General features: G+C 71.3%; 28 protein-coding genes. 8 read left to right on the top strand and 20 right to left on the bottom strand.

Annotated features, from left to right (window positions below; translation table 11 throughout):
* Positions 1-5 precede the first annotated feature (5 nt).
* Together ACA511_RS06495 and ACA511_RS06490 are read left to right on the top strand one after the other, a co-directional pair.
* A complete protein-coding gene (locus ACA511_RS06495) occupies positions 6-1,175 on the top strand; it encodes a sensor histidine kinase (protein WP_375023127.1) in 1,170 nt (389 codons plus the stop codon).
* 1 nt (position 1,176) lies between these two features.
* Positions 1,177-1,803 (top strand): response regulator, encoded by a 627-nt coding sequence (locus ACA511_RS06490; protein WP_375023125.1) that lies wholly within the window; start codon positions 1,177-1,179, stop codon positions 1,801-1,803.
* On the opposite strand, the gene ACA511_RS06485 is transcribed toward ACA511_RS06490, so the two are convergent.
* The 5 genes from ACA511_RS06485 to ACA511_RS06465 all read right to left on the bottom strand — a co-directional run bounded on the left by ACA511_RS06485 (position 1,800) and on the right by ACA511_RS06465 (position 6,312).
* Positions 1,800-2,516: an ABC transporter permease gene (locus ACA511_RS06485; protein ID WP_375023124.1), complete on the bottom strand. Its 717-nt coding sequence runs from the start codon at positions 2,514-2,516 to the stop codon at positions 1,800-1,802. The two genes, ACA511_RS06490 and ACA511_RS06485, sit on opposite strands and share 4 nt — an antisense overlap.
* Complete coding sequence (locus tag ACA511_RS06480) at positions 2,513-3,451, bottom strand: ABC transporter ATP-binding protein (RefSeq protein WP_375023123.1); 939 nt, start codon at positions 3,449-3,451, stop codon at positions 2,513-2,515. The genes ACA511_RS06485 and ACA511_RS06480 overlap by 4 nt, the downstream gene beginning before the upstream one ends.
* Entirely contained in the window at positions 3,448-4,326 is an 879-nt protein-coding gene (locus tag ACA511_RS06475) for an ABC transporter permease (RefSeq protein WP_375023122.1), read from the bottom strand. Before ACA511_RS06475 ends, ACA511_RS06480 begins: the two co-directional genes overlap by 4 nt.
* Entirely contained in the window at positions 4,323-5,270 is a 948-nt protein-coding gene (locus ACA511_RS06470; RefSeq protein WP_375023121.1) for an ABC transporter ATP-binding protein, read from the bottom strand. The genes ACA511_RS06475 and ACA511_RS06470 overlap by 4 nt, the downstream gene beginning before the upstream one ends.
* An 85-nt stretch (positions 5,271-5,355) precedes the next feature.
* Positions 5,356-6,312: a DUF389 domain-containing protein gene (locus ACA511_RS06465; protein ID WP_375023119.1), complete on the bottom strand. Its 957-nt coding sequence runs from the start codon at positions 6,310-6,312 to the stop codon at positions 5,356-5,358.
* A gap of 124 nt (positions 6,313-6,436) precedes the next feature.
* Here ACA511_RS06465 and ACA511_RS06460 point away from each other — a divergent pair, with 124 nt between their 5' ends.
* Entirely contained in the window at positions 6,437-7,237 is an 801-nt protein-coding gene (locus ACA511_RS06460; RefSeq protein WP_375023118.1) for an HNH endonuclease family protein, read from the top strand.
* Between the two features lie 251 nt (positions 7,238-7,488).
* On the opposite strand, the gene glmM is transcribed toward ACA511_RS06460, so the two are convergent.
* From glmM to rplM, 3 genes are all read right to left on the bottom strand, one after another.
* The gene (glmM, locus tag ACA511_RS06455; protein ID WP_375023117.1) at positions 7,489-8,832 is read right to left on the bottom strand and encodes a phosphoglucosamine mutase; all 1,344 of its coding nucleotides are present in this window, start codon (positions 8,830-8,832) and stop codon (positions 7,489-7,491) included.
* A 119-nt stretch (positions 8,833-8,951) separates the two neighbouring features.
* Positions 8,952-9,464 (bottom strand): 30S ribosomal protein S9, encoded by a 513-nt coding sequence (gene rpsI, locus ACA511_RS06450; RefSeq protein WP_375023116.1) that lies wholly within the window; start codon positions 9,462-9,464, stop codon positions 8,952-8,954.
* 93 nt (positions 9,465-9,557) lie between these two features.
* Positions 9,558-10,010: a 50S ribosomal protein L13 gene (gene rplM, locus ACA511_RS06445; RefSeq protein WP_375023115.1), complete on the bottom strand. Its 453-nt coding sequence runs from the start codon at positions 10,008-10,010 to the stop codon at positions 9,558-9,560.
* Between the two features lie 528 nt (positions 10,011-10,538).
* On the opposite strand from rplM, the gene ACA511_RS06440 reads away from it, so the two are divergent.
* Genes ACA511_RS06440 through ACA511_RS06430 form a run of 3 tightly spaced genes read left to right on the top strand, consistent with a single transcriptional unit; the run spans position 10,539 to position 14,264 of the window.
* Positions 10,539-11,465 carry a CAP domain-containing protein gene (locus ACA511_RS06440; RefSeq protein WP_375023114.1) on the top strand — a complete coding sequence of 309 codons (927 nt, stop codon included), beginning with the start codon at positions 10,539-10,541 and terminating at the stop codon, positions 11,463-11,465.
* A 41-nt stretch (positions 11,466-11,506) separates the two neighbouring features.
* On the top strand, positions 11,507-12,565 hold the full coding sequence (locus ACA511_RS06435) for a hypothetical protein (RefSeq protein WP_375023113.1): 1,059 nt from the start codon (positions 11,507-11,509) through the stop codon (positions 12,563-12,565).
* A gap of 25 nt (positions 12,566-12,590) precedes the next feature.
* Positions 12,591-14,264 carry a hypothetical protein gene (locus ACA511_RS06430; protein WP_375023112.1) on the top strand — a complete coding sequence of 558 codons (1,674 nt, stop codon included), beginning with the start codon at positions 12,591-12,593 and terminating at the stop codon, positions 14,262-14,264.
* A gap of 103 nt (positions 14,265-14,367) precedes the next feature.
* Here ACA511_RS06430 and truA read toward each other — a convergent pair whose 3' ends face one another.
* From truA to infA, 8 genes are all read right to left on the bottom strand, one after another.
* Positions 14,368-15,255, bottom strand: a complete 888-nt coding sequence (gene truA / locus ACA511_RS06425; RefSeq protein ID WP_375023111.1) for a tRNA pseudouridine(38-40) synthase TruA — start codon at positions 15,253-15,255, stop codon at positions 14,368-14,370.
* 255 nt (positions 15,256-15,510) lie between these two features.
* On the bottom strand, positions 15,511-16,029 hold the full coding sequence (gene rplQ / locus ACA511_RS06420; protein WP_375023110.1) for a 50S ribosomal protein L17: 519 nt from the start codon (positions 16,027-16,029) through the stop codon (positions 15,511-15,513).
* Between the two features lie 95 nt (positions 16,030-16,124).
* Entirely contained in the window at positions 16,125-17,138 is a 1,014-nt protein-coding gene (locus ACA511_RS06415) for a DNA-directed RNA polymerase subunit alpha (RefSeq protein WP_131950911.1), read from the bottom strand.
* A gap of 113 nt (positions 17,139-17,251) precedes the next feature.
* Positions 17,252-17,878, bottom strand: a complete 627-nt coding sequence (rpsD, locus tag ACA511_RS06410; RefSeq protein ID WP_375023109.1) for a 30S ribosomal protein S4 — start codon at positions 17,876-17,878, stop codon at positions 17,252-17,254.
* A gap of 20 nt (positions 17,879-17,898) precedes the next feature.
* Positions 17,899-18,300 (bottom strand): 30S ribosomal protein S11, encoded by a 402-nt coding sequence (gene rpsK, locus ACA511_RS06405; RefSeq protein WP_021596710.1) that lies wholly within the window; start codon positions 18,298-18,300, stop codon positions 17,899-17,901.
* A 50-nt stretch (positions 18,301-18,350) separates the two neighbouring features.
* Positions 18,351-18,731 carry a 30S ribosomal protein S13 gene (gene rpsM, locus ACA511_RS06400; RefSeq protein ID WP_375023108.1) on the bottom strand — a complete coding sequence of 127 codons (381 nt, stop codon included), beginning with the start codon at positions 18,729-18,731 and terminating at the stop codon, positions 18,351-18,353.
* Positions 18,732-18,929: 198 nt separating this feature from the next.
* Positions 18,930-19,043: a 50S ribosomal protein L36 gene (gene rpmJ / locus ACA511_RS06395; RefSeq protein WP_021596712.1), complete on the bottom strand. Its 114-nt coding sequence runs from the start codon at positions 19,041-19,043 to the stop codon at positions 18,930-18,932.
* A 65-nt stretch (positions 19,044-19,108) separates the two neighbouring features.
* Complete coding sequence (infA, locus tag ACA511_RS06390; RefSeq protein ID WP_067629441.1) at positions 19,109-19,330, bottom strand: translation initiation factor IF-1; 222 nt, start codon at positions 19,328-19,330, stop codon at positions 19,109-19,111.
* A 259-nt stretch (positions 19,331-19,589) separates the two neighbouring features.
* Between infA and ACA511_RS06385 the strand changes: the two genes are divergently transcribed.
* A complete protein-coding gene (locus ACA511_RS06385) occupies positions 19,590-20,147 on the top strand; it encodes a hypothetical protein (RefSeq protein WP_375023107.1) in 558 nt (185 codons plus the stop codon).
* A gap of 442 nt (positions 20,148-20,589) precedes the next feature.
* Positions 20,590-21,405: a phosphodiesterase gene (locus ACA511_RS06380; RefSeq protein ID WP_375023106.1), complete on the top strand. Its 816-nt coding sequence runs from the start codon at positions 20,590-20,592 to the stop codon at positions 21,403-21,405.
* 17 nt (positions 21,406-21,422) lie between these two features.
* Here ACA511_RS06380 and ACA511_RS06375 read toward each other — a convergent pair whose 3' ends face one another.
* The 4 genes from ACA511_RS06375 to secY form a co-directional block, all read right to left on the bottom strand.
* Positions 21,423-21,866, bottom strand: coding sequence for a DUF1707 domain-containing protein (locus ACA511_RS06375; protein ID WP_375023105.1), 444 nt, complete (start codon positions 21,864-21,866; stop codon positions 21,423-21,425).
* A gap of 14 nt (positions 21,867-21,880) precedes the next feature.
* Positions 21,881-22,720: a type I methionyl aminopeptidase gene (map, locus tag ACA511_RS06370; RefSeq protein ID WP_375023104.1), complete on the bottom strand. Its 840-nt coding sequence runs from the start codon at positions 22,718-22,720 to the stop codon at positions 21,881-21,883.
* 87 nt (positions 22,721-22,807) lie between these two features.
* On the bottom strand, positions 22,808-23,458 hold the full coding sequence (locus tag ACA511_RS06365) for an adenylate kinase (RefSeq protein WP_375023103.1): 651 nt from the start codon (positions 23,456-23,458) through the stop codon (positions 22,808-22,810).
* Positions 23,458-24,684 carry a preprotein translocase subunit SecY gene (gene secY / locus ACA511_RS06360; protein WP_375023102.1) on the bottom strand — a complete coding sequence of 409 codons (1,227 nt, stop codon included), beginning with the start codon at positions 24,682-24,684 and terminating at the stop codon, positions 23,458-23,460. The genes ACA511_RS06365 and secY overlap by 1 nt, the downstream gene beginning before the upstream one ends.
* Positions 24,685-24,730: the final 46 nt, after the last annotated feature.

The following is a 24,730-nucleotide window of genomic DNA, read 5'->3' as shown; positions in this document are numbered from 1 at the left end:
CCGCCATGCAGCCGCCCAGCGAACGTCCCCAGGTGCGGGCGCTCCGCCGCTGGTACGTCACCGGCTGGGTGCTCCTCGGGCTGGTCCCGCCCGGCATCGCCGTGTGGGACCACCCGGAAGGGACGCGGTCGACCACGCTGGCGCTGCTGTCGCTGCTCGCCCTCTGCTACCCGGTCACCGGAACGCTCCCCGGCGATCCCCGGCTCCGCCGGACCGCCTTCCTGGGCGTCCTCGCCGCCGGGACCGGCGCCGTCTCCTACCTGATGGGCGGCGCCGCGTCCCTGCTCATCGTGTCCCTCCCGCACTTCTGGATCTTCGCCGGGAGCCCCCGCCGCGCGATCGTCCTCAGCGGCGCCGCCACCGCGGCGACGGTGGCGGGCGCCGCCGCCCAGTCGGCCCCGGACGGGCAGGTCCTCCCCGGGAACTCGGTCGCCGCGCTCATCGGGTACGCGGCCGGCGTCCTGTTCGGGCTGTGGATGCACCGGGTCGTCGGGCAGCACGACGACCGCGCCCGCCTCCTCGCCGCCGACCTGGCGGACGCGGAGCGGCGGCTCGCCGAGGCGCAGCGCCGGCAGGGCGCCGCCGACGAGCGCGAACGCCTCGCCCGGGAGATCCACGACACACTCGCGCAGGGGTTCGCGTCCATCGTCGTCCTCGCGGAGGCGGCGCGCGGCGGCCTCCGCTCCGACCCGGGCAGGAGCGCCCAGCAGCTCACCTCCATCGAGCAGACCGCCCGGGAGAACCTCGCCGAGGCCCGCGTCCTCGTCGGGGCCGCGGACCAGGGCAGCGTGGCCCCCGCGTCCGTCGCCCGGACGCTGCGCCGCACCCTCGACAGGTTCGCCGAGGACACCGGGCTCAGCGTCAGCGCCGAACTGCCGGACGTCGAATGCGACCAGACGACCCGGATCGCGCTGCTGCGCTGCACCCAGGAGTCGCTCGCGAACGTCCGCAAGCACGCCGCCGCGTCCACGGTCGGCGTCGTCCTCGAACGGGGGCCGCACGGCGTGGAACTGGAGATCACCGACGACGGGCGCGGCTTCGCGGTGGCCGACTCCCGCGGCTTCGGCCTGGACGGCATGCGCCGCCGCCTCGCCGAACTCGGCGGCGACCTCACCGTGACCAGCTCCCCCGGCGACGGCACCCGGATCCTCGCCATGATCCCCCTGAAGGCATGACATGACCGGAAAACTCAGGATCATCGTGGTGGACGACCACACGGTCATGCGCGCGGGAGTCGTCGCGCTGCTGGCCGCCGAGCCCGCCATCGAGATCGTCGGCGAGGCGGGCGACGGCCGCGAGGCCATCGCGCTCGCCGCGCGGCTCCGGCCCGACGTCGCCCTGCTCGACCTGCGGATGCCCGTGCTGGACGGCGTCGCCGCCACCGCCGAGATCGGCCGGCTCGGGACCCGCGTCCTCGTCCTCACCACCTACGACACCGACACCGAGATCGAGCGCGCCATCGAGGCCGGCGCCATCGGCTACCTGCTGAAGGACACCACCCGCGACCAGCTCGTCGAGGCCCTGCACGCGGCGGCGCGCGGCGAGACCGTCCTCGCGCCGCGCGTCGCCGAGAAGCTCGTCGCCCGGATGCGCCGCCCCGACCCGGTCACGCTGACCGCCCGGGAGATCGACGTCCTGCGGGCGGTCGCCGACGGCCTGTCCAACGCCGAGATCGGCCGGCGGCTCGTCATCGCCGAGGCGACCGTCAAGACGCACCTGCTCCGCGTGTTCGCGAAGCTGGACGTCGGCGACCGCACCCGCGCCGTCGTCGTCGCCATGGACCGCGGCCTCCTCGCCCCCTAGTCGGCGCTCGCGACCGGGAGGGACCGGAGCCGGAAGGTCGCCAGCAGCGTCCCCGCGGCGGTGACCAGGACGAGCAGCGTGACCGCCAGCGGCAGCCCGACGGTCGAGGTGACCGGCGACGCGTCCGTCAGCGCGTCCGTGATGGACAGGCACCACTGCTGGATGGACGCCGACTTGGCGCCCGGCGCGAAGCTGCCGAGCAGCGACTCCCAGACCAGCGCGTACAGCAGGCCGATCGTGACGGCGTTGCGGCTGGCGACGGCGAGCGCGACGAACACCGCGCTGTAGGCGACGCCGCCGACCAGGACGCCGATCGCGAACGCGGGCGTCAGCTGCGCGGTCGTCCCGGTGAGGACGAGGCCCGCGAGCAGCGTCGGCACCGTCGCGAACGCCGTCACCAGGACGATCGCCACGACGAGCTTCGTCAGCACGATCACCTCGCGCGGGATCGGCTTCGTCAGCACGTACATGATCTGGCCGTCGTCGATCTCCGGCCCGATCACCCCGGTGCCGGCGATCAGCGCGAGCAGCGGCAGCAGCGTGGCGAGCCCGAACTGCTGCAGGACGCCCGCGGAGACGTCCAGGTCGTTGTTGCCGGTCGCGCGCAGGACCGCCGCCAGCACCAGCATGATCAGCGGCAGCCCCAGCAGGAGCAGCGCCCGCTTCCGCCCGAGCATCCCCCGGAACGTGATCATCGCGATGGTCGTGTTCATCTTGCCACCAGGTAGGAGAAGACGCTTTCGAGGGACTCGTCCGACGGGGAGACCTCCCAGAGCCGCACGTCCGCGTCGCGGGCGAGCTGCGGGAGCAGCAGGGTGAAGCGCTGGAAGTCGACCGCCTCGACCCGCAGGCCCTTCTCGGTGAGCTGGACGCTGCGGGCCGAGCCGTCCGCGATGATCGAGGCGGCGAGCCGCCGGTCGTCGGACGAGCGGACGAGGAAGATGTGCGGCCGGTCGGTCATCAGCCGCCGGATCTTGCGGAAGTCGCCGGACGCGGCGTGCCGCCCCGCGACGATCACCTCGATGTGGCTGGCGAGCCGCTCGACCTCCTCCAGGATGTGCGAGGAGAACAGGATCGTGCGGCCCTCGGCGGCCATCCGCTGGATGAGGTCCATCAGCTGGAGGCGCTGCCGCGGGTCCATGCCGTTGAACGGCTCGTCCAGCAGCAGGACGGGCGGGTCGTGCACCAGCGCCGACGCCATCTTGATGCGCTGCTTCATGCCCTTGGAGTAGTTGCCGATCGGGCGCTGCGCGGCGTAGTCCATCTCCACGAGGCCGATGGCGCGGCGGGCCGCGGCGGCCGGCTCGGGCAGCTTGTGCAGCTTCGCCATCGCGACGATGAACTGCTCGCCGGTCAGGAAGTCGTACGCCGACTCGCGTTCGGGGACGAGACCCAGGCTGCGGTAGGCGTCCGGGTTGCGCCAGATCGGCTTCCCGTTCAGCGTGACGCTGCCGGACGACGGCGCCAGGAACCCGCCCATCATGTGGATGAGCGTCGACTTGCCGGCGCCGTTCGGGCCGAGGAGCCCGGTGACGCCCGGCCCGACCCTCATCGACACGCCGTTCACGGCGACGACGTTCCCGTACCAGCGGGACACGCTCTCCAGGACCAACTCGCTCGGGGTCCCTGTGGGGGGACGACCATTCATGAAAGGCCCGCCTTCCGGAACCTGCGGTACAGGACCGCGATCGAGCCGACGACGATGAGGGCGCACAGCGCGAGCGCGACGACGCCGCCGGTGACGCCGGGCGCGATGCCGGCCGAGGACGACTGCGCGCCGAGCAGGCGGACCTGCACGATGTCCACCAGGTTGAACGGCGCGAACAGCCCCGCCCAGCCCTGGACGGTGAAGTTCGTCTCCGCCTCGGCGATCCCCTGGACGGCGCCGACGACCGCGGCGCTCACCATGTAGACGGCGATGACGGCGGCGACGCCGAAGCCGCGGCGCGGCGTGAACGCCGCGACCACCATCCCGATCGCCGCCAGCACGAGCGCGAACAGCACGCAGCCGACCAGCGCGCCGAGGTACTTCAGCAGCTGCTCCCCCGAGTCGGGCATCTTGGTGATCAGCCCGCCGGCGTACAGGACGGTGACGGGCAGCGCCATCAGCGCGAGCAGCGCGGTCGTCAGCGCGGCGCCCTTCGCCAGGACGAAGTCCAGATGGCCGACCGGGCGGGAGAAGTACAGCGGGATGACGTGGAAGCGCACCTCGCGGGAGGCCAGCACCGGCGCCTGCGTGGCCAGGAAGATCGCCACGATGACCTGCATGATGTTCGCGTAGGCCGCGTAGCGGATCAGCGCGTCCGGCTCCTTGCTGAACGCGAACGCCGCGACCGACCCGGCGGCCGGCAGCAGCATGATCGCCGCCAGCAGGAACGGCATGACCTTGGCCCGCGCGGGGCGGCCGAGCCCGAACGCGGCGCGCAGGTTGTGCACGTACAGCGACCGCAGCACGTACGCGCGGCCGTTGCGGCGCCCGTCGTAGTGGCGGTAGCCGATGTCGTGGATGGTGCTCGTGCTCATCGCGGCGCTCCCTGCTGGACGGCCCCGGCGGGGGCGGGCGGCGCGGGCGGCGCCGTCTGGAAGACCTCCTCGATGTGGTGGCGGCGCTGCTCCATCCGGATCAGCCGCAGCCCGAGGTCCGCGACGCCGTCGCGGACCAGGTCGTAGGTCGTCTCGCCGGCGATGTCGACGATGAGGAACCGACCCTCCGGACGGACGGTCACCCCCTGGTCGTACAGGTGCTGCCCGAGCGCGTCCCGTCCCTCGTCGACCTCGACGGTCAGCACGCCGCTCGCGGTGGTGTACGCCTCGACGGCCTGGGACCGCAGCAGCTTCCCGCCGTCGATGATCACGACGTGGTCGCAGACCCGCTCCAGCTCGCCCAGCAGGTGGGAGGTGACGAGGACGCTGATCCCGAACTCGGCGCCGATGCGGCGGATCAGTTCGAGCATCTCGTCGCGTCCGGCCGGGTCGAGGCCGTTGGTCGGCTCGTCCAGGAACACGAGCTTCGGGTCGTGGACGAGGGCCTGCGCCAGCTTCACGCGCTGGCGCATGCCGGTCGAGTAGCCGCCGATGGGGCGGTAGCGCTCCTCGTACAGGCCGACGTGCCGGAGCGTGTCGGCGGCGCGTTCGCGGGCGGCGGTCGCGGGGAGCCCGCACATCCGGGCCATGTGCACCACGAACTCGGTCGCGGACACGTCCGGCGGCAGGCAGTCGTATTCGGGCATGAAGCCGACGCTCTCCCGGATCCGCAGGCCCTCGCGCGCGATGTCGAGCCCCAGCACGGTCGCGGTGCCGGAGGTCGGCGGCAGCAGCCCGAGCAGGATCTTGATGAGCGTCGACTTGCCGGCGCCGTTGGCTCCGACGAGCCCGACGACGCCCGGCTCGACGGCCACGGTGAGGTCGTCCAAGGCGGTCACCCGGGGGAACCTCATCGACAGGCCCTGGGTGGCGATTATCGGCATGGTCCGAACCTAGCGGCTGGTTTCGGGCGGCACGTCACCCTGAAGGGCTACGCCGGGGCAGCCTTTCGGCCAATGCCGCGGCGACCTAAGTACGACGCCCGGCCGCCGGACGTCTCCCCCGCCGGAGGACGGCGCTCCACAGCGCCTTCTGCACGAGCAGCGTCGCCGCCCCCGCGATGATCATCCCGGCGAAGTTGACCGCGAGCTGGAGCAGCGAGCCGGTGATCTCGCTGCCGTGCTTGAGCGCCAGCGCGACCGCGAGGTTCCCGGCGGCGGGCACGGTGGTGACGGAGATGAAGACGCCGACCAGCGCCGACGACTTGCCCGCGGTGAGCGACAGGACCCCGGCGCCGCCGGCGAGCAGCGCGACGATGAACGACCACCGGTCCGGGCTGTAGATGAACGCGGTGAGCGGGCGCTGCTCGGGCAGCCGGTCCAGCTCGATCACCCCGGTCCACCGGCTGACCAGCGCGCACACGTACGTGATCACGATGGCGACGGTGAACCCGACGACCAGCGCCCGCACCGCCTGGACGATGTGCGACGGCTGCCACCGGACGAGCCCGTAGCAGATCGCGGCGATCGCGCCGAACTCCGGGCCGAGCACCATCGCGCCGACCACCAGCACCGGCGAGTCGATCAGCGCGGCGATCCCGGCGAGTTGCGTCGCCAGCGCGAGGAACGCGACGAACGACCAGGTCAGCGCCGTCCCCTCGCTGACCTGCCGGTCGAGTTCCTCCCAGACGACGGCGTCGTCGCCGTGCCCGGGCGCCAGCTCCTTGGCCGCATCGGCGGTCTCCGACAGCGTCAGGTCGACCTTGTCGAGCGCGATGGAGCCGTCCCGGTCGACGCCGAGCGCGCGCAGCGCGTCCAGCACCTCGTTGGCGGACTCGCGGGCGATGTCGCCGGTCACGAGGTCGCCGCGCGGGGACCGGGCGGCGCCGCCGATGACGACGATGTTGGTGGCCCCGGCGCATTCCGACAGCGTTTCGCAGACGGCCTCCGTCCGGTCCGCCGGGACGATGGCTCTGAGATGCAGCACGGGCCAATGGTGCCGTAAACGACGGGTCCGTGTGACCGCGACGCCAGGCCGTACGGTTTGATCGGTTATTTGCGCGCCCATTGGTGAAGGACAACGGCAGTGAACTCCCCAGGATGGTGACGGTATGACGCGACGGGACGGGATTCGGCGAGGACCGGGCAGGAGGCTCCTGGCCGCCGCGGCGCTCGCCGTCGCCGTGCCGCTGGCGGTGTCCGGCTGCGAGGAGACCCTGGGCGCGGGCGGGCCGTCCGGCGGCGCGTCCGGCGGCGCACCGCCGGCCCGCGGCGACGGGAACGCGAGCAGCCCGCTCGACAACCCCGACGGCACCGAACCGGGCCTCGCCGCCATCGGCTCCGGCGGCGACCGGGCGAAGGCCCGCACGCTGATCACGAAGGTCGCCACCAAGGGGCGCGGGCCGAAGACCGGCTACGAGCGCGACGAGTTCGGCTACGCGTGGATGGACAGCGCGCCCGACGTCCCGTTCGCGCGCAACGGCTGCGACACGCGCAACGACCTGCTGAAGCGCGACGGCGAGAAGGTCCGCTACCGGTCCGGGTCCGACTGCGTGGTCATCTCCCTCACGCTGCACGACCCGTACTCCGGCAGGACGATCCAGTGGGAGAAGGCCCATGCCGCCGCCGTCCAGATCGACCACGTGATCCCGCTGTCGTACGGCTGGCAGATGGGCGCGTCGCGGTGGCGGAAGCCGAAGCGCGAGTCGATCGCCAACGACCCGCTGAACCTCATCCCGGTGGACGGCCCGCTCAACGGCGCCAAGAGGGACTCCGGCCCGGCGTCGTGGCTGCCGCCGAACAAGCGGATCCGCTGCTCCTACGGCGTCCGCTTCGCGCAGGTGGCGCTGAAGTACGACCTGCCGGTGACCGCCGCCGACAAGAAGGTCATGCTCGGCCTGTGCGGCGGATGACCGCCGGACGCCGATACGGACGCGCCGACATCAGACACCGTCTCAGCCAAGCGGCGACCGGAAGCCGAACGTCCGTAACCCCGGCCGCCGACGACCTCCGCGCTGCGATCGCGTGCGAAGCCGGGTTCAAGCGAAGCGAGAACCTGATCGCGCAGCGAGCCGCCAGGCGAGCCGGAGCGATGCAGCGATCGCCGCTTTGCCCGTTGTAGGAAGGCGCGCCAGCGCCTGACGCCGAGGGCAAAGCAATAAGCTCAGCCGAGGGCGGTCTTCACCACTCCGGCGAGGTGCTCGGCGACCGACTGGGCCTGCTCCTCGGAGGCCGCCTCGACCATCACGCGGACCATCGGCTCGGTGCCGCTCGGGCGGATCAGGACGCGGCCCGTCTCGCCGAGACCGGCCTCGGCGGCGGCGACGGCCTCGGCCAGTTCCGGGGATGTCTTCGCGCGGGCCTTGTCGACGTCCTTGACGTTGATGAGCACCTGCGGCAGCCGCGTCATCACCTTCGTCAGCTCGTCCAGCGGGCGGCCCCGGCGGACCATCGCGGCCAGCAGGTGCAGGCCCGTCAGGACGCCGTCGCCGGTCGTCGCGTGGTCGAGCATGATGACGTGGCCGGACTGCTCGCCGCCGAACCCGAAACCGCCCTCTTTCATCGCCTCCAGGACGTACCGGTCGCCGACCGCGGTCTCCACCACGGTGATCCCGGCCTCCCGCATGGCGAGCTTGAAGCCGAGGTTCGACATCACGGTCGCGACGACGGTGTCGGACGGCAGCGCGCCCGCCTCGCTCAGGTCGAGCGCGAGGACGGCCATGATCTGGTCGCCGTCCACGACCTCGCCGGACGCGGTCACGGCCAGGCAGCGGTCGGCGTCGCCGTCGTTCGCGATGCCCACGTCCGCGCCGTGCTCCCGGACCGCCGCCCGCAGCGCCTCCAGGTGCGTCGAGCCGCAGCCGGCGTTGATGTTCAGGCCGTCCGGCGCCGTCCCGATCGTGAAGACCTCGGCGCCGGCGCGGCGCAGCGTCTCGGGGGCCACGTCGCAGGACGCGCCGTTCGCGCAGTCGACGACGACGCGCAGGCCGTCCAGCGACACCCGGACGGTCGAGACCAGGTGCGCGACGTACTGCTCGACGGCGCCGTGCGCCTCGCGGACGCGGCCGACGCCGGCGCCGGTCGGCGGGTCCCACGCGTCGCCGAGCCGCGCCTCGATCCGGTCCTCGATCTCGTCGGGCAGCTTGTAGCCGCTGCGGTCGAAGAACTTGATGCCGTTGTCGGGGGCCGGGTTGTGCGACGCCGACAGCATCACGCCGAGGTCGGCGTCCAGCGTGTGCGTCAGGTACGCGACCCCGGGGGTCGGCAGGACGCCGAGGCGCAGCACGTCCACCCCGGCGCTGGCGAGGCCCGCCACGACGGCCGCCTCCAGGAACTCACCGGAGGCCCGCGGGTCGCGGCCGACCACGGCGAGCGGCCGGTGGCCCTTGAAGGCGCCCTGCTCGCCGAGCACCCGCGCCGCCGCGACGGACAGGTCCATGGCGAGCGGGGCGGTCAGATCGCGGTTGGCGAGCCCGCGCACGCCGTCGGTCCCGAACAGACGAGCCACAGTTCAACTCCCGATGAGACTGGACGACCCCGGAAATGCGGACGAGCCGCCGCACCCGCCGCGCCGGCCACGCGGAAAGACCGCGTGGGGCCACGGGGTGCGACGGCTCGTACCGTCGATCAACGCTTGCTGTACTGCGGAGCCTTGCGGGCCTTCTTGAGACCGGCCTTCTTGCGCTCCGGAACCCGCGCGTCGCGGGTGAGGAATCCGGCCTTCTTCAGCGCCGGGCGGTGCTCGATGTTCGCGAACTGCAGCGCGCGGGAGATGCCGAGCCGCAGCGCGCCGGCCTGGCCGGTGGTGCCGCCGCCGTTGACGCGGGCGAGCACGTCGAACTGGCCTTCCAGGCTCAGCAGCACGAACGGCTCGTTCACGATCTGCTGGTGCACCTTGTTCGGGAAGTACTGGTCCAGGGTGCGGCCGTTGATCTTCCACTGGCCGGTGCCGGGGACGATGCGGACCCGCGCGATGGCCTGCTTGCGGCGGCCGGTGCCGGCGGACGGGCCGGTCGCGATCGGCTGGCCGAGGAGCGCCTCGCCGGCGGCCTCGGGGGTCTCGGTGCTGTACTCGGACGGAGCGTCCTCGTACGAGTCGGTCTCGGCGCTCTGCTCGGGGGCGCCGGTGGTGTCGTCCACGGTTCTCCTTGGGGTGTTCTAGCCAGGGCGGCTGGCCCGTACCACGGGTGCCCCGGCGGCCTCATGTCTCTGCGTGCGCCCGGAGGCGCGGTGTCACTTCGCGGTCTGGCTGATCTGGGTGATCTCGAACGGCACGGGCTTCTGCGCCTGGTGCGGGTGCTCCGGCCCGGCGTAGACCTTCACCTTGCCGAACATCTTCCGGCCGAGGGAGGTCTTGGGCAGCATGCCCTTGATCGCCTTCTCGACCGCCCGCTCGGGGTTCTTGGCCAGCAGCTCGGTGTAGGTGATCGAGCGGAGCCCGCCCGGGTAACCCGAGTGCCGGTACGCCTTCTTGCGCTCCGCCTTGTTGCCCGACAGCGACACCTTGTCGGCGTTCACGATGACGACGAAGTCACCGGTGTCGAGGTGCGGGGCGTAGATCGGCTTGTGCTTACCCCGAAGCAGCTGCGCGACCTGACTGGCGAGACGGCCCAGCACGACATCGGTCGCGTCGATGACGTACCACTGACGCTGGACGTCAGCGGGCTTAGGGGTGTACGTGCGCACGGTCGTCAGCCTTCGTTTCTCGTCGACTTCAGCGGTTTCGATCCTCCGCTCCCCCTCGCGGGCGAGCGCCACGTGTCAGCGGAAATCCTGCTCGCGCCGATCAGAGGATCATCCGACCCGGCGCTCCGGGAGGCCGGGGCCCGCATCCGCGGCAGTTGACGCGAACGTTCTGGGACGCACCGGCTCGCTGCGGCGTCGCCCCCGCCCAGCGGGCAGGCTTCACGCACACAACAAAGAAGCAGAATACTCGGCCTCTTGGGCAGGGGTCAAAACGAACCGCCGCACCCGCCCGCGAGGCCCCGCGGGCAGCGGACGGACGGCACCCCGTCGATCACGAAGCGTAGTGCTTTCGATCTTTCTTGGCGGATCTTCGTAACTCGGGGTGCATATCGGGATATTGTGCCGGGCGACCGAGTCCACGCCGGTCTCGTGCCGGCCCGCACCCGGGAGCCCCCGCTGTCCACTCCCCGCAGACCCGGCGGTCCCGCCGGAGGCCACCAGCCCAGGCACGACGGGCGGGGCGGCCCGATGCCGCGCGCCAACGTCCCCCCTCCCCGCGACGAACTCGTCGCCGGCGGACCGCGTCGCGGCGCATCCCGCCAGGGACCGCCGCCCGGCGGACGCCGGACGAACGGCGGCGCCCCCGGCGGCCGCCGTCCCCAGGGCGGAGGACGCGAGCGGTCCCGGCTGAAGGGCGCGACCGGGCTGGTGGCGGTCGTCACCGCGTCCGGCCTCGCGATCGGCATCGGCGTCGCGATCGACCGGCTCGTGCTGCCCGGACTGCGGTCGGACAAGACCGCGGCGTCCGGGCCGGAGGGCAACCCGTCGACGCTGACCCTGCCGGGGCCGCAGAGCGACACCCCGACCACGGCCGGGCCCGGCGCTCCGGCGGGCGGCGAGACGGGTGCGCCCAGCGCTTCGCCCACGCCCACGGCGGCCGAGCAGACGCCGCCGCTCAAGCCGATCCACCCGCGCAAGACCGCGTCGGCCGAGCCGTCGAAGTCCAAGAAGGCGTCCGAGCCGGACGCTCCGCCGTCGTCCGGCGGCGGCGGTTCACCGGACGGTTCCGGTGGTTCGTCCGGCACCGAGGCCGCCGTCGTGGCGCTCACCAACGCCGAGCGCGCCAAGGAGGGCTGCAAGCCGCTGCGCACCGACCAGCGGCTCGTCGTCGCGGCCCGCAAGCACTCCGCGGACATGGCGGCCAACGACTACTTCGACCACACGTCCCGCAACGGCGACAGCCCGTGGAAGCGGATGGAGGACGCCGGCTACACCAGCCCCGGCGCGGAGAACATCGCCAAGGGCTACCCGACCGCCTCGGCCGTCGTGAAGGGGTGGATGAACAGCCCCGGCCACCGGGCCAACATCCTGAACTGCGGCCTGCGCGCCATCGGCGTCGGGCGCGCCTCGGGTTCCGGCGGCCCGCTCTGGACGCAGGACTTCGGCTGGAAGTGACCCGCCCCCGCGCCCGAACGAGGGACGGTATGGTCCAACGCATGGGTTACCCGGGCGATCAAGGCAAACCCGGCGACTGGCCCCCTCGTCAGTCGCCGCACGCGCCGTACGGACCCGGAGCCGAAGCGCCGCCGTACGGCCAGGACAAGGACGAGGCCCCGTTCGCACCACGCGACCGGGGGAACGACGGACCCTCCCCCTGGAGCGACCAGCCGGGCGAATGGGACGACCAGCCGGGCGGTTGGGACGACCGGCCCACCGCGGCCTGGGACGACGAGCCCGTCGCGGGCGGCGCGTTCGGCGCGGACGCCTACGGCTCCCCCGAGGGCAGGCCCCCCGGCCCGTCCGGCGGGCCGGCACGGCCCCAGCGGCGCCGCAACCTGCCGCTGATCATCGGCGGCTCGGCGGTCGCCGGGATCCTGCTCATCGGCGGCGGCGTCGGGCTGTCGTCGATGCTGAAGGACGACTCCAAGCCGAAGGCGGCGCCCACGCAGGCCGCGTCCGAGCAGGCGCAGCCGGCGCCGAGCCCGACCAAGCCCGTCCTCACGCCGGTGAAGCTGCAGAGCCGCAGCACCGACCCTAAGCCGCTGACCCTCAAGGAGGTCTTCGGCAAGGCGACGTTCACCGCGGGCGGCCACAAGTACGTCCGGACGGCCGCGAACTACCAGAAGAGCTGCACCGGCGTCGTCGGCGGCGCCACCCTGGAGAAGGCCCTGAAGAAGGGCGGCTGCACGCAGGCGATGCGGGCCACCTACGCGCTCTCCACCGGTTCGCTCATCGGCACCGTCGGCGTCTTCAACCTGGAGAACGAGACCGCGGCCAAGACGGCCGTGAAGGCCGCCGCCGCCAAGGACGCGTTCCTCCAGGCGCTGCCGGGCAAGGGCGCATCCAAGACCAACGGCAAGGGCGAGGCGTTCGGCACCTCGCAGGCACGCGGCCACTACGTCATCATGACGTGGGTGCAGCGTCCGGACGGCAAGAAGGTCGCGAGCAAGTACCATGCGGCCGTCCGGGTCTTCGGTACGCAGATGGTCAAGGGCAGCAACCTCGCCCTGGCCCTGCATTACAGGGAGACCGAAGGCAAGCCCCTCCAAAAGTGACCCCTCCGAAATACCCTCACTGCTTATGTCTGGACCTAGAGACACCCGGGAGACCGCCGAGGCGGCGGGGACGTCCGGCGTCCCCGCGGACTCGGCGCCCCCCAGCTTCGGCGGCACGGCTCCCCCGGCCGGCGCGCCACCCGTGAGCACGGACGCGGGCACGGACGCGGGCACGGGCGCGGGCAGCTCCGCCGGAGAAGCCGCCGAGCAGGCGGCCAGCAAGGCGGCCGGCAAGGCGGCCGGCGAGACCGAGTCCGCCGCCGAGGCCGCCTCCTTCCGGCTGCCCACGTACGGTCTGGAGGCTCCGTGGTGGGCCGCCGAGTCCGCGGACACGGCCCCGCCCGCCGAACCTCCCGCCCCCGCCCAGAACACCGCCGCGGCGACCGCTCCGGCCGCTGCGCCCGAAACCGCGGAGCCCGAAGCCACCGAAGACGCCCCCGCTCAGCACACCGGCGGCCAGGCCGCCGCTGCGCCGACCCCCGTCGCGCAGCCGCCCGGCAGGCTCGTCGCCGGCGCGGGAGTCCCGTCCGTCGACTCCCGCCGGGCCGTGCCCGCCGAGCCGATCGTCAAGTCCCCGGTCACGGGCGACGACACCGACCCGGACGGCTTCCAGGCCGTCCGCCCGGAGGGCGGCGCCCCCGAGGACGAAACCGCAGAGGACGACACCACCGTGGACAACTCCGCCGTGAACGAGACCGCGGAGGGCAGTCCCGCGCCGGTCTCCGCCTTCGAGAAGGCGAAGGAGGCGGAGAACGCGTCCGCGCAGACCGCCGTGCTCGTGCCCGACGCCATCCTGCCGCGCGGCGTCGTCCCGCCCACCGGCAGCGGACCGTTCCCGCACCCCGAGACCGCGGACGGCGCCACCGCCCCCCAGGCGGCCGTCATCGCGCCGGTGTACCACGCCGAGGGCGGCGTCCCGCTCGACACCCCGCCGCCCCCGGGGCAGCCGCCTCAGCCGTCCCGGCCGCCGCAGGGCGGCGGCCGCGGGAACCGGCGCCGGACGCTGCTGATCGGCGGCGGCGCGGCGGTCGTCCTCGCGGCGGCCATCGCGCTGTTCACCATCGGCGGGACGAAGTCGGGCGACGACGGCGGCGAGGGCGACAAGCGGGGCGCGCCCGAGCCGTCCGCCGCCGCCCCGGCGCCGTCCGCCCCCGCGACGAAGCCCCCCGCGGCCGCCCCCGTGAACATCGCCGACGAGAAGACCGACACCAGGGACCTCACGTTCCGCGACGTGTTCCCCCAGCCGACGCTCAGCCTCGGCGGGCGGACCTACACCCGCGACCGCTGGTCCCTCAACCGCGACGTCAGGTACGCGGCCCGCGGCTCCATGCTCCGCACGCTGGAGCAGCAGCAGTGCCGCAAGATCATCCGCGCGACCTACATCGACCGGAAGAGCGGCCTCGCCGTCACGTCCGGCATCGCGGTGATGCCGACGAAGGCCGCCGCGACCACGGTGAGCAAGGCCGGCGACCCCGCCGCGTACGAGTGGTTCCGCGGCATGGCGGGCAAGCACTCCCCCGACATCGACCGCGCCGGCGGCTACGCGGCCGCCACCGTCCGCGGCCGGTACGTGGCCTACGCCTACGTGCAGTGGGCGAACGGCAAGAAGGCCAAGCCCGGCGACCAGCTGATCAAGCAGGCGGCCCAGCGGTTCATCGACTACGACCTGCGCCCGATCATGGCCCGCGCCCGCAGTTGACCCGACCCGCACGACGGCCGCGGAACCCGGACCCGGATTCCGCGGCCGCTCCGCTTCCAGACCGCGTGCCGCACCGGACCGTGCCGCGCAGGCCGTTGGGCGACTAGAACGTTCCAGGCTGGGACGGGGCGGGCTGCTGGTCGGCGGCCGTGGCGGCGGCGGTGGCGTTGAGCGTCCGGACCCGCCGGGTCTCCTGGGCGCGGCGCGCGAGGCTGTCGTCGCCGGGGTAGCGGATCTCCTCCAGCGACAGGCCGTGCGCGGCCGCCACGTTCACGCCGGAGTCGCGGACGCGGGCGGCGAGCACCTCGGCCGGCCACTCCACCTCGCGCCGGCCGTCCCCGACCATGATCAGCGCCCCGACGAGGGCGCGGACCATCGAATGGCAGAACGCGTCGGCCTCGACGGTCGCGAGCGCCAGGTACGGGTCGCGGTCGTCGCGCGTCCACTCGTAGCGGAGCAGCTCCCGGATCGTCGTCGCGCCCTCCCGCTTCCGGCAGTACGCGGCGAAGTCGTTCTCGCCGACGAGCCGACGCGCCGCGTCGTTCATCCGGTCGAGGTTCAGCGGACGCGGATGCCACAGCACGTCGTGGCGGCGCAGCGGCTCCACGCCGAAGGGGTTGTCGCACACCCGGTACACGTAGCGGCGCGACAGCGCGGAGAACCGGGCGTCGAACCCCTCGGGCGCGATCGACACGCGCCACACCCGCACGTCCGGCGGCAGCAGCCCGGCGAGGCGGCGCGGCATCGTCCCGTTGATCGCCGAGTACGCGGCGACCGGCACCACCAGGTGCGCGACCTGCCCGCGCGCGTGGACGCCCGCGTCGGTTCGGCCCGCGACGGTGAGCATGGGCGGGGGGTCGAGCCGGAGCATGCGGGCGAGCGCGTCCTCGATGACGCCCTGGACGGTCCGCTGGTTCGGCTGTCTCGCCCAGCCCGCGAAGTCCGACCCGTCGTAGCCGATGTCGAGCCGGAGTCGTACCAGAGCGGTCATGTCAGCCGAATTGTCCTTCTGCAGCGTTGCCTGTTCCTCCCGGTGCTCCGCGCTCATCCGGCACTCCTCTGACATGCTCCCCGGTGAATCGTCGCCCCCCTGACATGACCATGCGATCAAGTCTCGCAAAGATGAGGCCCGCCGTCCCGCAGGGGGAGCGGCGGGCCTATTCATCATGTCGGCCGAAACCGTCAACGCGTTGGCCAAGGGAGCATATGCCCCCGCGTGCGGGGAGCCCCCTGGGCCGGGAACGCCCTACTTGGCGTCGTCTTCGTCCTTGGCCGCCGGCGCCTCGTCCGTGTCCGCGGCCTTGGCCTCGGGCTCGGCGTCGGCCGCCTTGCTGAGGGTGACCTCGCCCTCGGCGGGCAGCTCCTCCTCGGCGGCCTTCGGCGCCGTCCGGCCGGTGGCGGCCGGCATCGGCTCCGTCACCAGCTCGATCACGGCCATCGGGGCGTTGTCGCCCTTGCGCGGCCCGATCTTGGTGATGCGGGTGTAGCCGCCGGGACGGGTCTCGAAGCTCGGCGCGATCTCGGTGAAGAGCGCGTGGACGACGCCCTTGTCGCGGATCGTCTTGGCCACCAGGCGACGGTTGTGCAGGTCGCCCTTCTTGGCCTTGGTGATCAGCTTCTCCGCCAGCGGGCGGACCCGTCGGGCCTTGGCCTCGGTGGTGGTGATGCGGCCGTGCTCGAACAGCGCCGTGGCGAGGTTCGCCAGGATGTGGCGCTGGTGCGCGGCGCTGCCGCCGAGGCGGGCGCCCTTGGTGGGCTGAGGCATGACGTTGTCCTTCCTGCACCGGCCGTGTCAGGTACCGGTGGCAGCTGGTTCCGGTCCGGCCGGGGGACGCGCCCCCGGCCGTCCGGCATCGGTTTCTAGTACTGCTCGGTCTCGGCGTAGCTCTGGTCGTCGTCGCCGTAGGCGTCGGCCGCCGCGCTCGGGTCGAACCCGGGCGGGGAGTCCTTCAGCGACAGGCCCATGTCGTTGAGCTTCTGCTTGACCTCTTCGATCGACTTGGCGCCGAAGTTGCGGATGTCGAGCAGGTCCTGCTCGGAGCGGGCGACGAGCTCGCCCACCGAGTGGATGCCCTCGCGCTTCAGGCAGTTGTAGGAGCGGACCGTGAGGTTCAGCTCCTCGATCGGCAGGGCCAGGTCCGCGGCGAGCGCGGCGTCCGTCGGGGACGGGCCCATGTCGATGCCCTCGGCCTCGACGTTGAGCTCCCGGGCCAGGCCGAACAGCTCGACGAGGGTCTTGCCGGCCGACGCGACGGCGTCGCGCGGCAGCATCGCCTGCTTGGTCTCCACGTCCAGGATGAGGCGGTCGAAGTCGGTGCGCTGCTCGACTCGGGTCGCCTCGACCTTGTAGGTGACCTTCAGCACGGGCGAGTAGATGGAGTCGATCGGAATCCGCCCGATCTCCTGGCCCGGCTGCTTGTTCTGCGCGGCGGAGACGTAGCCGCGGCCGCGCTCGACCGTCAGCTCCATCTCCAGCTTGGCCTTGTTGTTCAGCGTGGCGATGTGCAGGTCCGGGTTGTGGACCTCGACGCCCGCCGGCGGCGCGATGTCGGCCGCGGTCACCTCGCCCGGGCCCTGCTTGCGCAGGTACATGACCACGGGCTCGTCGTGCTCGGACGAGACGACGAGCTCCTTGAGGTTCAGGATGATGTCGGTGACATCCTCCTTGACCCCGGGCACGGTCGAGAACTCGTGCAGGACGCCCTCGATGCGGATGCTGGTGACGGCTGCACCGGGGATCGAGGAGAGCAGGGTACGACGCAGCGAGTTGCCGATCGTGTAGCCGAAGCCCGGCTCCAGCGGCTCGATGGTGAACCGCGACCGGTACTCGTCGACCTGCTCTTCGGTGAGAGTGGGGCGCTGAGCGATGAGCATGGTGGTGCCTTCTTTCCGCGGTGCCCGCTATTTGACGACCGCGTTCTGGAGTGTTCCCCGATCCGCCGGGGTCTCGCTGGGAGACCCCGGCGGACGTTGAGCCCTACCCGCTCTTACTTGGAGTAGAGCTCGACGATCAGCTGCTCCTGGACGGGAGCTTCGATCTGCTGCCGGACGGGCAGCGAGTGCACGAGGATCCGCATCTTCTCGCCGTCCACCCCGAGCCACGCCGGGACGGGGCGCTCGCCGATCTCGGCCTTGGCGACCTGGAACGGCGTCGACTCCACCGACTTCGGCTTGACGTCGATGATGTCGGCCTCGCTCACCAGCGCCGACGGGATGTTGACCTTCTTCCCGTTGACCCTGATGTGGCCGTGGCGGATGAGCTGGCGGGCCATGTCGCGGGACTTGGCGAAGCCGCCGCGGTAGACCACGTTGTCGAGCCGGCGCTCCAGGAGGGCGAGCAGGTTGTCACCCGTCTTGCCCTGCTGGCGGTTCGCCTCGACGTAGTAGTTGTGGAACTGGCGCTCCAGGATGCCGTAGATGCGCCGCGCCTTCTGCTTCTCGCGAAGCTGCAGCAGGTACTCGGTCTCCTTGGGCCGACCGCGGCCGTGCTCACCCGGAGGGTAGGGACGGATCTCGATCGGGCACTTGGGGCCCATGCACTTGCTGCCCTTGAGGAACAGCTTCATCTTCTCGCGGCGGCAGAGCTTGCAGTCCGCACCGGTGTAACGAGCCATTGTTCTAGATCTCCCCTGCCTCAGACCCGGCGACGCTTCGGCGGGCGGCAGCCGTTGTGCGGAACGGGCGTGACGTCCTGGATCGAGCCCACCTCGAGACCGGTCGCCTGCAGCGACCGGATGGCGGTCTCGCGGCCCGAGCCCGGGCCCTTCACGAAGACGTCGACCTTGCGCATGCCGTGCTCCATCGCGCGCCGGGCGGCGGCCTCGGCGGCCTGCTGCGCGGCGAACGGGGTGGACTTGCGCGAGCCCTTGAACCCGACGTGGCCCGAGGAGGCCCAGGAGATCACGTTGCCGTTGGGGTCGGTGATCGAGACGATCGTGTTGTTGAACGTGCTCTTGATGTGGGCGTGCCCGTGAGCGACGTTCTTCTTTTCCTTGCGGCGCACCTTCTTGGCGCCGACACGGCTCTTAGGAGGCATGTGCTCTCTCTACTCTGAGGTCATCGATCCGGAGGACCGACTCCGGACTACTACTTCTTGCCGGCCTTCTTCTTGCCGGCCACGGTCTTCTTCTTGCCCTTGCGGGTGCGCGCGTTGGTCTGCGTGCGCTGCCCGTGCACCGGAAGCCCGCGGCGGTGCCGGATGCCCTGGTAGCACCCGATCTCGATCTTGCGGCGGATGTCCGCCTGGACCTCGCGGCGGAGGTCACCCTCGATCTTGTAGTTCGCCTCGATCCAGTCACGGAGCTTGATCAGCTCGTCGTCGCCGAGCTGGTGCACCCGCATGTCGCCGCTGACGCCGGTACCCTCCAGGGTCTCCAGCGCCCGCGTCCGGCCGATGCCGAAGATGTAGGTGAGAGCGACCTCGAGGCGCTTTTCGCGCGGGAGGTCAACGCCGAGGAGGCGTGCCATCGTGGGCAGTTCCCTTCATAGTGCGGAGGTATGGACGCATCGCGTCCGCACACACCCTGCCCGGGTGGCGGCCCCGGCCTCCGACGATCCGAGGGTGGTCCTCCACACGCCGCTGCCGTACGTCCCGATCACCGAGGTGATCGTGAGCCGTACGGCCACGGGTGGAGGCTGCGATGCGCTTGCTGTGGTTGTGGAGCGTCAGCCCTGACGCTGCTTGTGGCGCGGGTCAGAGCAGATGACCATGACCCGGCCGTGCCGGCGGATGACGCGGCACTTGTTGCAGATCTTCTTGACGCTCGGCTTGACCTTCACTGGGTCTCCTAGAGATAAGGGTCACCCCCGCGCCGCCACGCACGGGGAAGGCAACCCCAGTGGGATTACTTGTAGCGGTAGACGATCCGACCGCGCGTGAGGTCGTAGGGGCTCAGCTCCACAACGACGCGGTCGTCCGGCAGGATCCGGATGTAGTGCATCCGCATCTTGCCGCTGATGTGGGCGAGCACCTTGTGCCCGTTCTCGAGCTCCACCCGGAACATGGCGTTCGGGAGGGACTCGATGACGGTGCCCTCGATCTCGATGGCCCCTTCTTTCTTGGGCATGTCCTCCGCGCTTCGCTGATCGGCTCATTGGACGCGGCCCGGCTCTCCAGGGGAGAATCGGCCGCAACCCACTACGACGCGAGAGCGTCGGAAACGGGGAATCAGGCGGCCGGCGACGGACCGACATAGGAGTCTACGTCAACCGGACGCGCAATGCGAAATCGACGCACGCCACGAGTCCGGAGACTGCTCCCGAGTCAAGCATACATCGCCTGCGCGTTGTACCTTTCCAGGAGAGCGACGTCAGAGGAGGATCAGCATGCCGAGCTATGACTTCGCGCTGATCCTCAGCCGTCCCCTCTACGAGGACGAACTGGATCCGCTGTTCGACCGCACGTACGGCGCGGTCACGGTGTCGATCGTCAGCGAGCCGGAGCACGCCGAGCGTCCCGGCAACGCGTCCTGCACCTGGCAGGGCGCCACCCTCGCCGCGGCGATCATGGACGTGGTCGAGCACGTCGAGGAGAGCGCCCCCGGCCTGCACGTCCTCCAGGTGGAGGCCGACCCGCTGCTGACGATCCGCGACATCGCCGAGCGGGTGGGCCGCTCGTTCGACTCCGTCCGGCACGCGATCACCGGCGCCCGCGGCGCCACCGGCTTCCCCTCCTCGGAGATGTCCACCGCGGGCCACCGGCTGTGGCGCTGGTCGAAGGTGGCCGCCTGGTACGGCCTGGACGACCCGCAGCTCGTCGAGGCCAAGCCGACCGTCCAGGCCATCAACGGCTGGCTCGCCCTGCGCGACGTGGTCCCCGACGTGGCCCCGCCCGCCGATGAGGTCACCTCGGCCCTCTCCCTGGTAATCCCGCACGTCGCCTGAGGGCCGCACGGAGCGGAGCGCCAGCGGAGCGGAGTGCGGCGCTCAGGCGACCGCACTCGGGGGCGTGGGGATCTCCCCACAATGAATCGCCTGAGGGCCGCACAGAGCGGAGCGCCAGCGCAGCGGAGTGCGGCGCTCAGGCGACCGCACTCGGGGGCGTGGGGATCCCCCCACAATGAATCGCCTGAGGGCCGCGCGGAGCGGAGCGCCAGCGGTCACGCTCGAACGCGGCCCTCTGCCGTCCTTCCGCCGTCGTCCGCGGTGATCCGTCGTCGAGCGAGGTGGCGGGTGGGGGCGGGGCGTGGAAGATGCCCGTAATGTCGTTGTGCACGGGGCGGAGTCGACAGTGCGGGCGGGCGGGCGCGAAGATCGTCACGAGGACGCGGCCCGGGGGTGGGCGAAGCGCGGGCCGGTCATGTCTTCAGGGCGAAGGGGAGAATCGATGGCGATCATCGCGCAGCTGAGCGATGTCCACCTTGCGGCCGGGCGGGACGGCGAGGTGGACGACGGCTCGGGGCCGGTGCGGGCGCTGCGCGCGGCCGTGTCGAGCCTGCTGTCGCTGCCCGCGCGGCCCGACGCCGTCGTCCTCACCGGGGACCTCGCCGACGCCGGACGGCCCGCCGAGTACGCGCGGCTGCACGCGCTGCTGTCGCCGCTGCCCATGGCCGTCTTCCCCATGTGCGGCAACCACGACGACCGCGACGAGATGCGCAGGGTGTTCAAGGACCATCCGGCCGTCGCGGCGACGGCGACGTCCCCGCAGGCGCCCATGCAGTACGCCGCCGACGTGGCGGGCGTGCGGCTCGTCTGCTGCGACACCACCGTGGACGGCCACTCGCACGGGCACATGAGCGAGGAGCGGCTCGCCTGGCTGGACGACGTGCTGCGGGCCGCGCCCGACACGCCGACGGTCGTCGCCACCCACCATCCGCCGTACCCCATCGGCATGCGGTTCATCGACGACCTGCGGTTCGTCGACCCGGCCGGGTTCGCGTCCGTGATCTCCCGGCACCGGCAGGTCGTGCGGATCATCTCCGGGCACGTCCACCGGGCGTCGGTCGGGTCGCTCGCGGGGACGGTCAGCACCACCTGCCCGAGCACCTACCGGCAGCTCTTCCTCGACCTCACCAAGCAGGGGCGCGCCGCGGTCACCGGGGAGCCCGCCGGGTTCGCCCTCCACCTCATCGGGGAGGACGGCACCGCCACCACGCATTTCGCCCCGACCGGCAACTACCGGCCGCTCATGGACGTGGAGTAGCGGTCAGTGAGCAGCGGTCAGTCGCCGTGCCGGTCGCCGAAGATCGTGCGCATCAGCAGGATCGCGCCCCACGGGCCCGCCACCCAGATCCACCACGGGTAGACGGCGCCCACCGTCACCAGGACGATCAGCCAGACGGTGAAGTTGATCGCGCTGACCGTCGCCCACGCGCCCCACATCGCCTTCATGCGCTGCGTGTCGACGCCCCCGGACGCGGGCCGCGCCGGCGACGCGGTGCTCTTCGGCTGCGTCGCCGGGACGGGCAGCTGGTAGAGGTCCTCTTCGGGGAGGTCTGAGGTCACGTCCTGGAGCTGCCCGAGCGTCTTCGCGTCGTACACCGACTCCAGCCGCTCCTGCAGCTCGTCCATGGTGATACGGCCCAGCGCGCAGTGCTCGCGCAAACTCGCGGCCACTCGGTCGCGGTCGGCGTCCGAGGCCCGCAGGTCAGGGTTCGGCGCCATCGTTCCTCCGCATCTCAGGACGAGCTGTCATTCCCATTCTGCGCGGCCGAACCCAGCTTCTGGAACCACTCCCGGCCCTCGTCCAGGGCCGTCAGGACGCGGGGGCCTTCCGGAGTGACCGCGAACGTGTGCTCGAAGTGCGCGGAGTAGCGGCCGTCGGTCGTCACGACCGTCCAGCCGTCGTCCAGCTCCCGGGTCTCCTTGGTGCCGAGGTTGACCATCGGCTCCACCGCGAAGCACATCCCCGGCTCCAGGACGGGGCCGTGCCCCGCCGCACCGTGGTTGGGAATGAGCGGGTCCATGTGCATCTCGGTCCCGATGCCGTGCCCGCCGTAGCCCTCGACGATGCCGTAGCGGCCCTGAGAGCGGATGTGAGCCTCGATCGCGTGCGACATGTCCGTCAGGTGGGCCCCGGCCCTTCCGGCCGCGAGACCGTGCCACAGGGACGTCTCGGTGACCTCCAGCAGCCGGCGCAGCTCGTCGGCGACCTCCCCGACGGGGACGGTGATCGCGGCGTCGCCGTGCCAGCCCGCCACGATCGCGCCGCAGTCGATGGAGATGACGTCGCCGTCCCGCAGCACCTTGCCCGCCCGCGGGATGCCGTGCACGATCTCCTCGTTGATCGACGCGCAGATCGTCCCGGTGAAGCCGTGGTAGCCCTTGAAGGACGGGACGCCGCCGTTGTCGCGGATGTGCCGCTCGGCGAGCGCGTCCAGGTCCAGGGTGGTGATCCCCGGCTTGACGGCCTCGCGCAGCAGTTCCAGCGTCCGGCCGACGAGCAGGCCCGCGGCCCGCATCAGCTCGATCTGCTCCGCCGTCTTCATCTGGATGGTGGGCCTACGCCGCTTGAACATCATTTCCCCCTGCACCGGGTTGGCCGCCGCCGGGCGGGCGGGGGGCCGAGGCCCCGCGCCCGCACCGTCACTTCTCCAGCGGACCGGTCACTTCTCCAGCGGGCGCAGCGCCGCCAGCGCGCGCTTGGTGACCTCTTCGACCGGCCCCGTCGCGTCGATGCCGACCAGGATGTTCTCGTCGGCGTAGAACTGCACCAGCGGGGACGTGTCGTCCCGGTACACCTCCAGGCGGTGCATGACGACCTCTTCCTTGTCGTCGTCGCGCTGGAAAAGGTGGCCTCCGCAGTCGTCGCAGACGTCGTCCTGCTTGTCGTCGAAGTCGACGTGCCAGATCCGGCCGCACTTGTCGCAGGTGCGCCGGCCCGACAGCCGCCGGACGACCTCGTCCTCGTCGACGACGAGTTCCAGGACGATGTCGAGCCGCACGTCCCACTCGGCGAGGATCTTCTTGAGTGTCTCCGCCTGCGGGACGTTGCGCGGGAACCCGTCGAGCAGGAACCCGTCGCGGGCGTCCTCCTCGCCGAGCCGGTCGCGCACCATGGCGATGGTGACCTCGTCGGGGACGAGGTCGCCGCGGTCCATGTACTGCTTCGCCTGCAGGCCGAGTTCGGTCCCGCCGCTCACGTTCGCGCGGAAGATGTCACCTGTCGAGATCTTCGGGACCGACAGATGAGATGCGATGAACTGGGCCTGCGTCCCCTTGCCCGCTCCCGGGGGGCCCACCAGCACGATACGCACTACCGGAGGAAGCCCTCGTAGTTGCGCTGCTGCAGCTGACTCTCGATCTGCTTCACGGTATCCAGTCCGACGCCGACGACGATGAGGATGCTCGCGCCACCGAAGGGGAAGTCCTGGGTCGCGTTCAGGAGTGCGAACGCCACCATGGGGATCAGGGACACGAGCCCCAGGTACAGCGCACCCGGTGCGGTGATCCGGGTCAGCACGAAGTCGAGGTATTCGGCGGTCGGCCGACCTGGACGGATACCTGGGATGAATCCACCATACTTCTTCATGTTGTCGGCTACTTCAGTGGGGTTGAACGTGATCGCCACGTAGAAGTAGGTGAAGAAGATGATCAAGACGAAGTAGAAGCCCATGTGCCAGGCGTTGTCCTGCTGCAGGTACGGCTGGACCTTCTGCAGCCACTTGGTGTTGGGCCACAGCTGCGTCGCCAGGATCGGCAGGTAGAGCAGCGACGAGGCGAAGATGATCGGGATGATGCCCGCCTGGTTCACCTTCAGCGGGATGTAGGTCGACGTCCCGCCGTACATCCGCCGGCCCACCATGCGCTTGGCGTACTGGACGGGGATGCGGCGCTGGGCCTGCTCGACGAACACGACACCGGCCATGATCGCCAGGCCGACGAGGATCACGATCGCGAAGACGAAGCCGTTCTTGGCCTTGTAGATGCCCCAGAACTGGCCCGGGAAGACCGCCACCACCTGGGTGAAGATCAGGATGGACATGCCGTTGCCGACGCCGCGGTCGGTGACCAGCTCGCCCAGCCACATGATGAAGGTCGTGCCCGCCACCATGCAGATCACCATCGTGATGATCGGGAAGAGCGCGGTGTCGTAGAGGATGTCGCCGCTGCCGGACACGCCCTGGAACAGCTGCCCGGTGCTCGCCATCGCCACGATGCCGGTGGCCTGCAGGATCGCCAGGCCCACCGTCAGGTAGCGGGTGTACTGGGTGATCTTCGTCGTGCCGGCCTGGCCCTCCTTCTTGAGGGCCTCCAGCCGCGGGATCACCACCACCAGCAGCTGCAGGATGATGCTCGCCGTGATGTACGGCATGATGCCGAGCGCGAAGATCGACAGCTTGAGAAGCGCGCCACCGCTGAACAGGTCGACAAGACCGTAGAGCTGGTTGCTCTCCTTGGCCGCGTCCGCGGTGTCCTTCAGTACCTTCACGTTCACGTTCGGTGTCGGCACGATCGATCCGAGCCGGAACACCAAGATCATGAACAACGTGAAGATAAGCTTATTACGCAGGTCAGGCGTACGGAAA

The organism is Actinomadura sp. GTD37 (genome assembly GCF_041951365.1).
Classification (GTDB): Bacteria; Actinomycetota; Actinomycetes; order Streptosporangiales; family Streptosporangiaceae; genus Spirillospora.
This window is presented reverse-complemented; position numbering and strand designations above follow the sequence as displayed.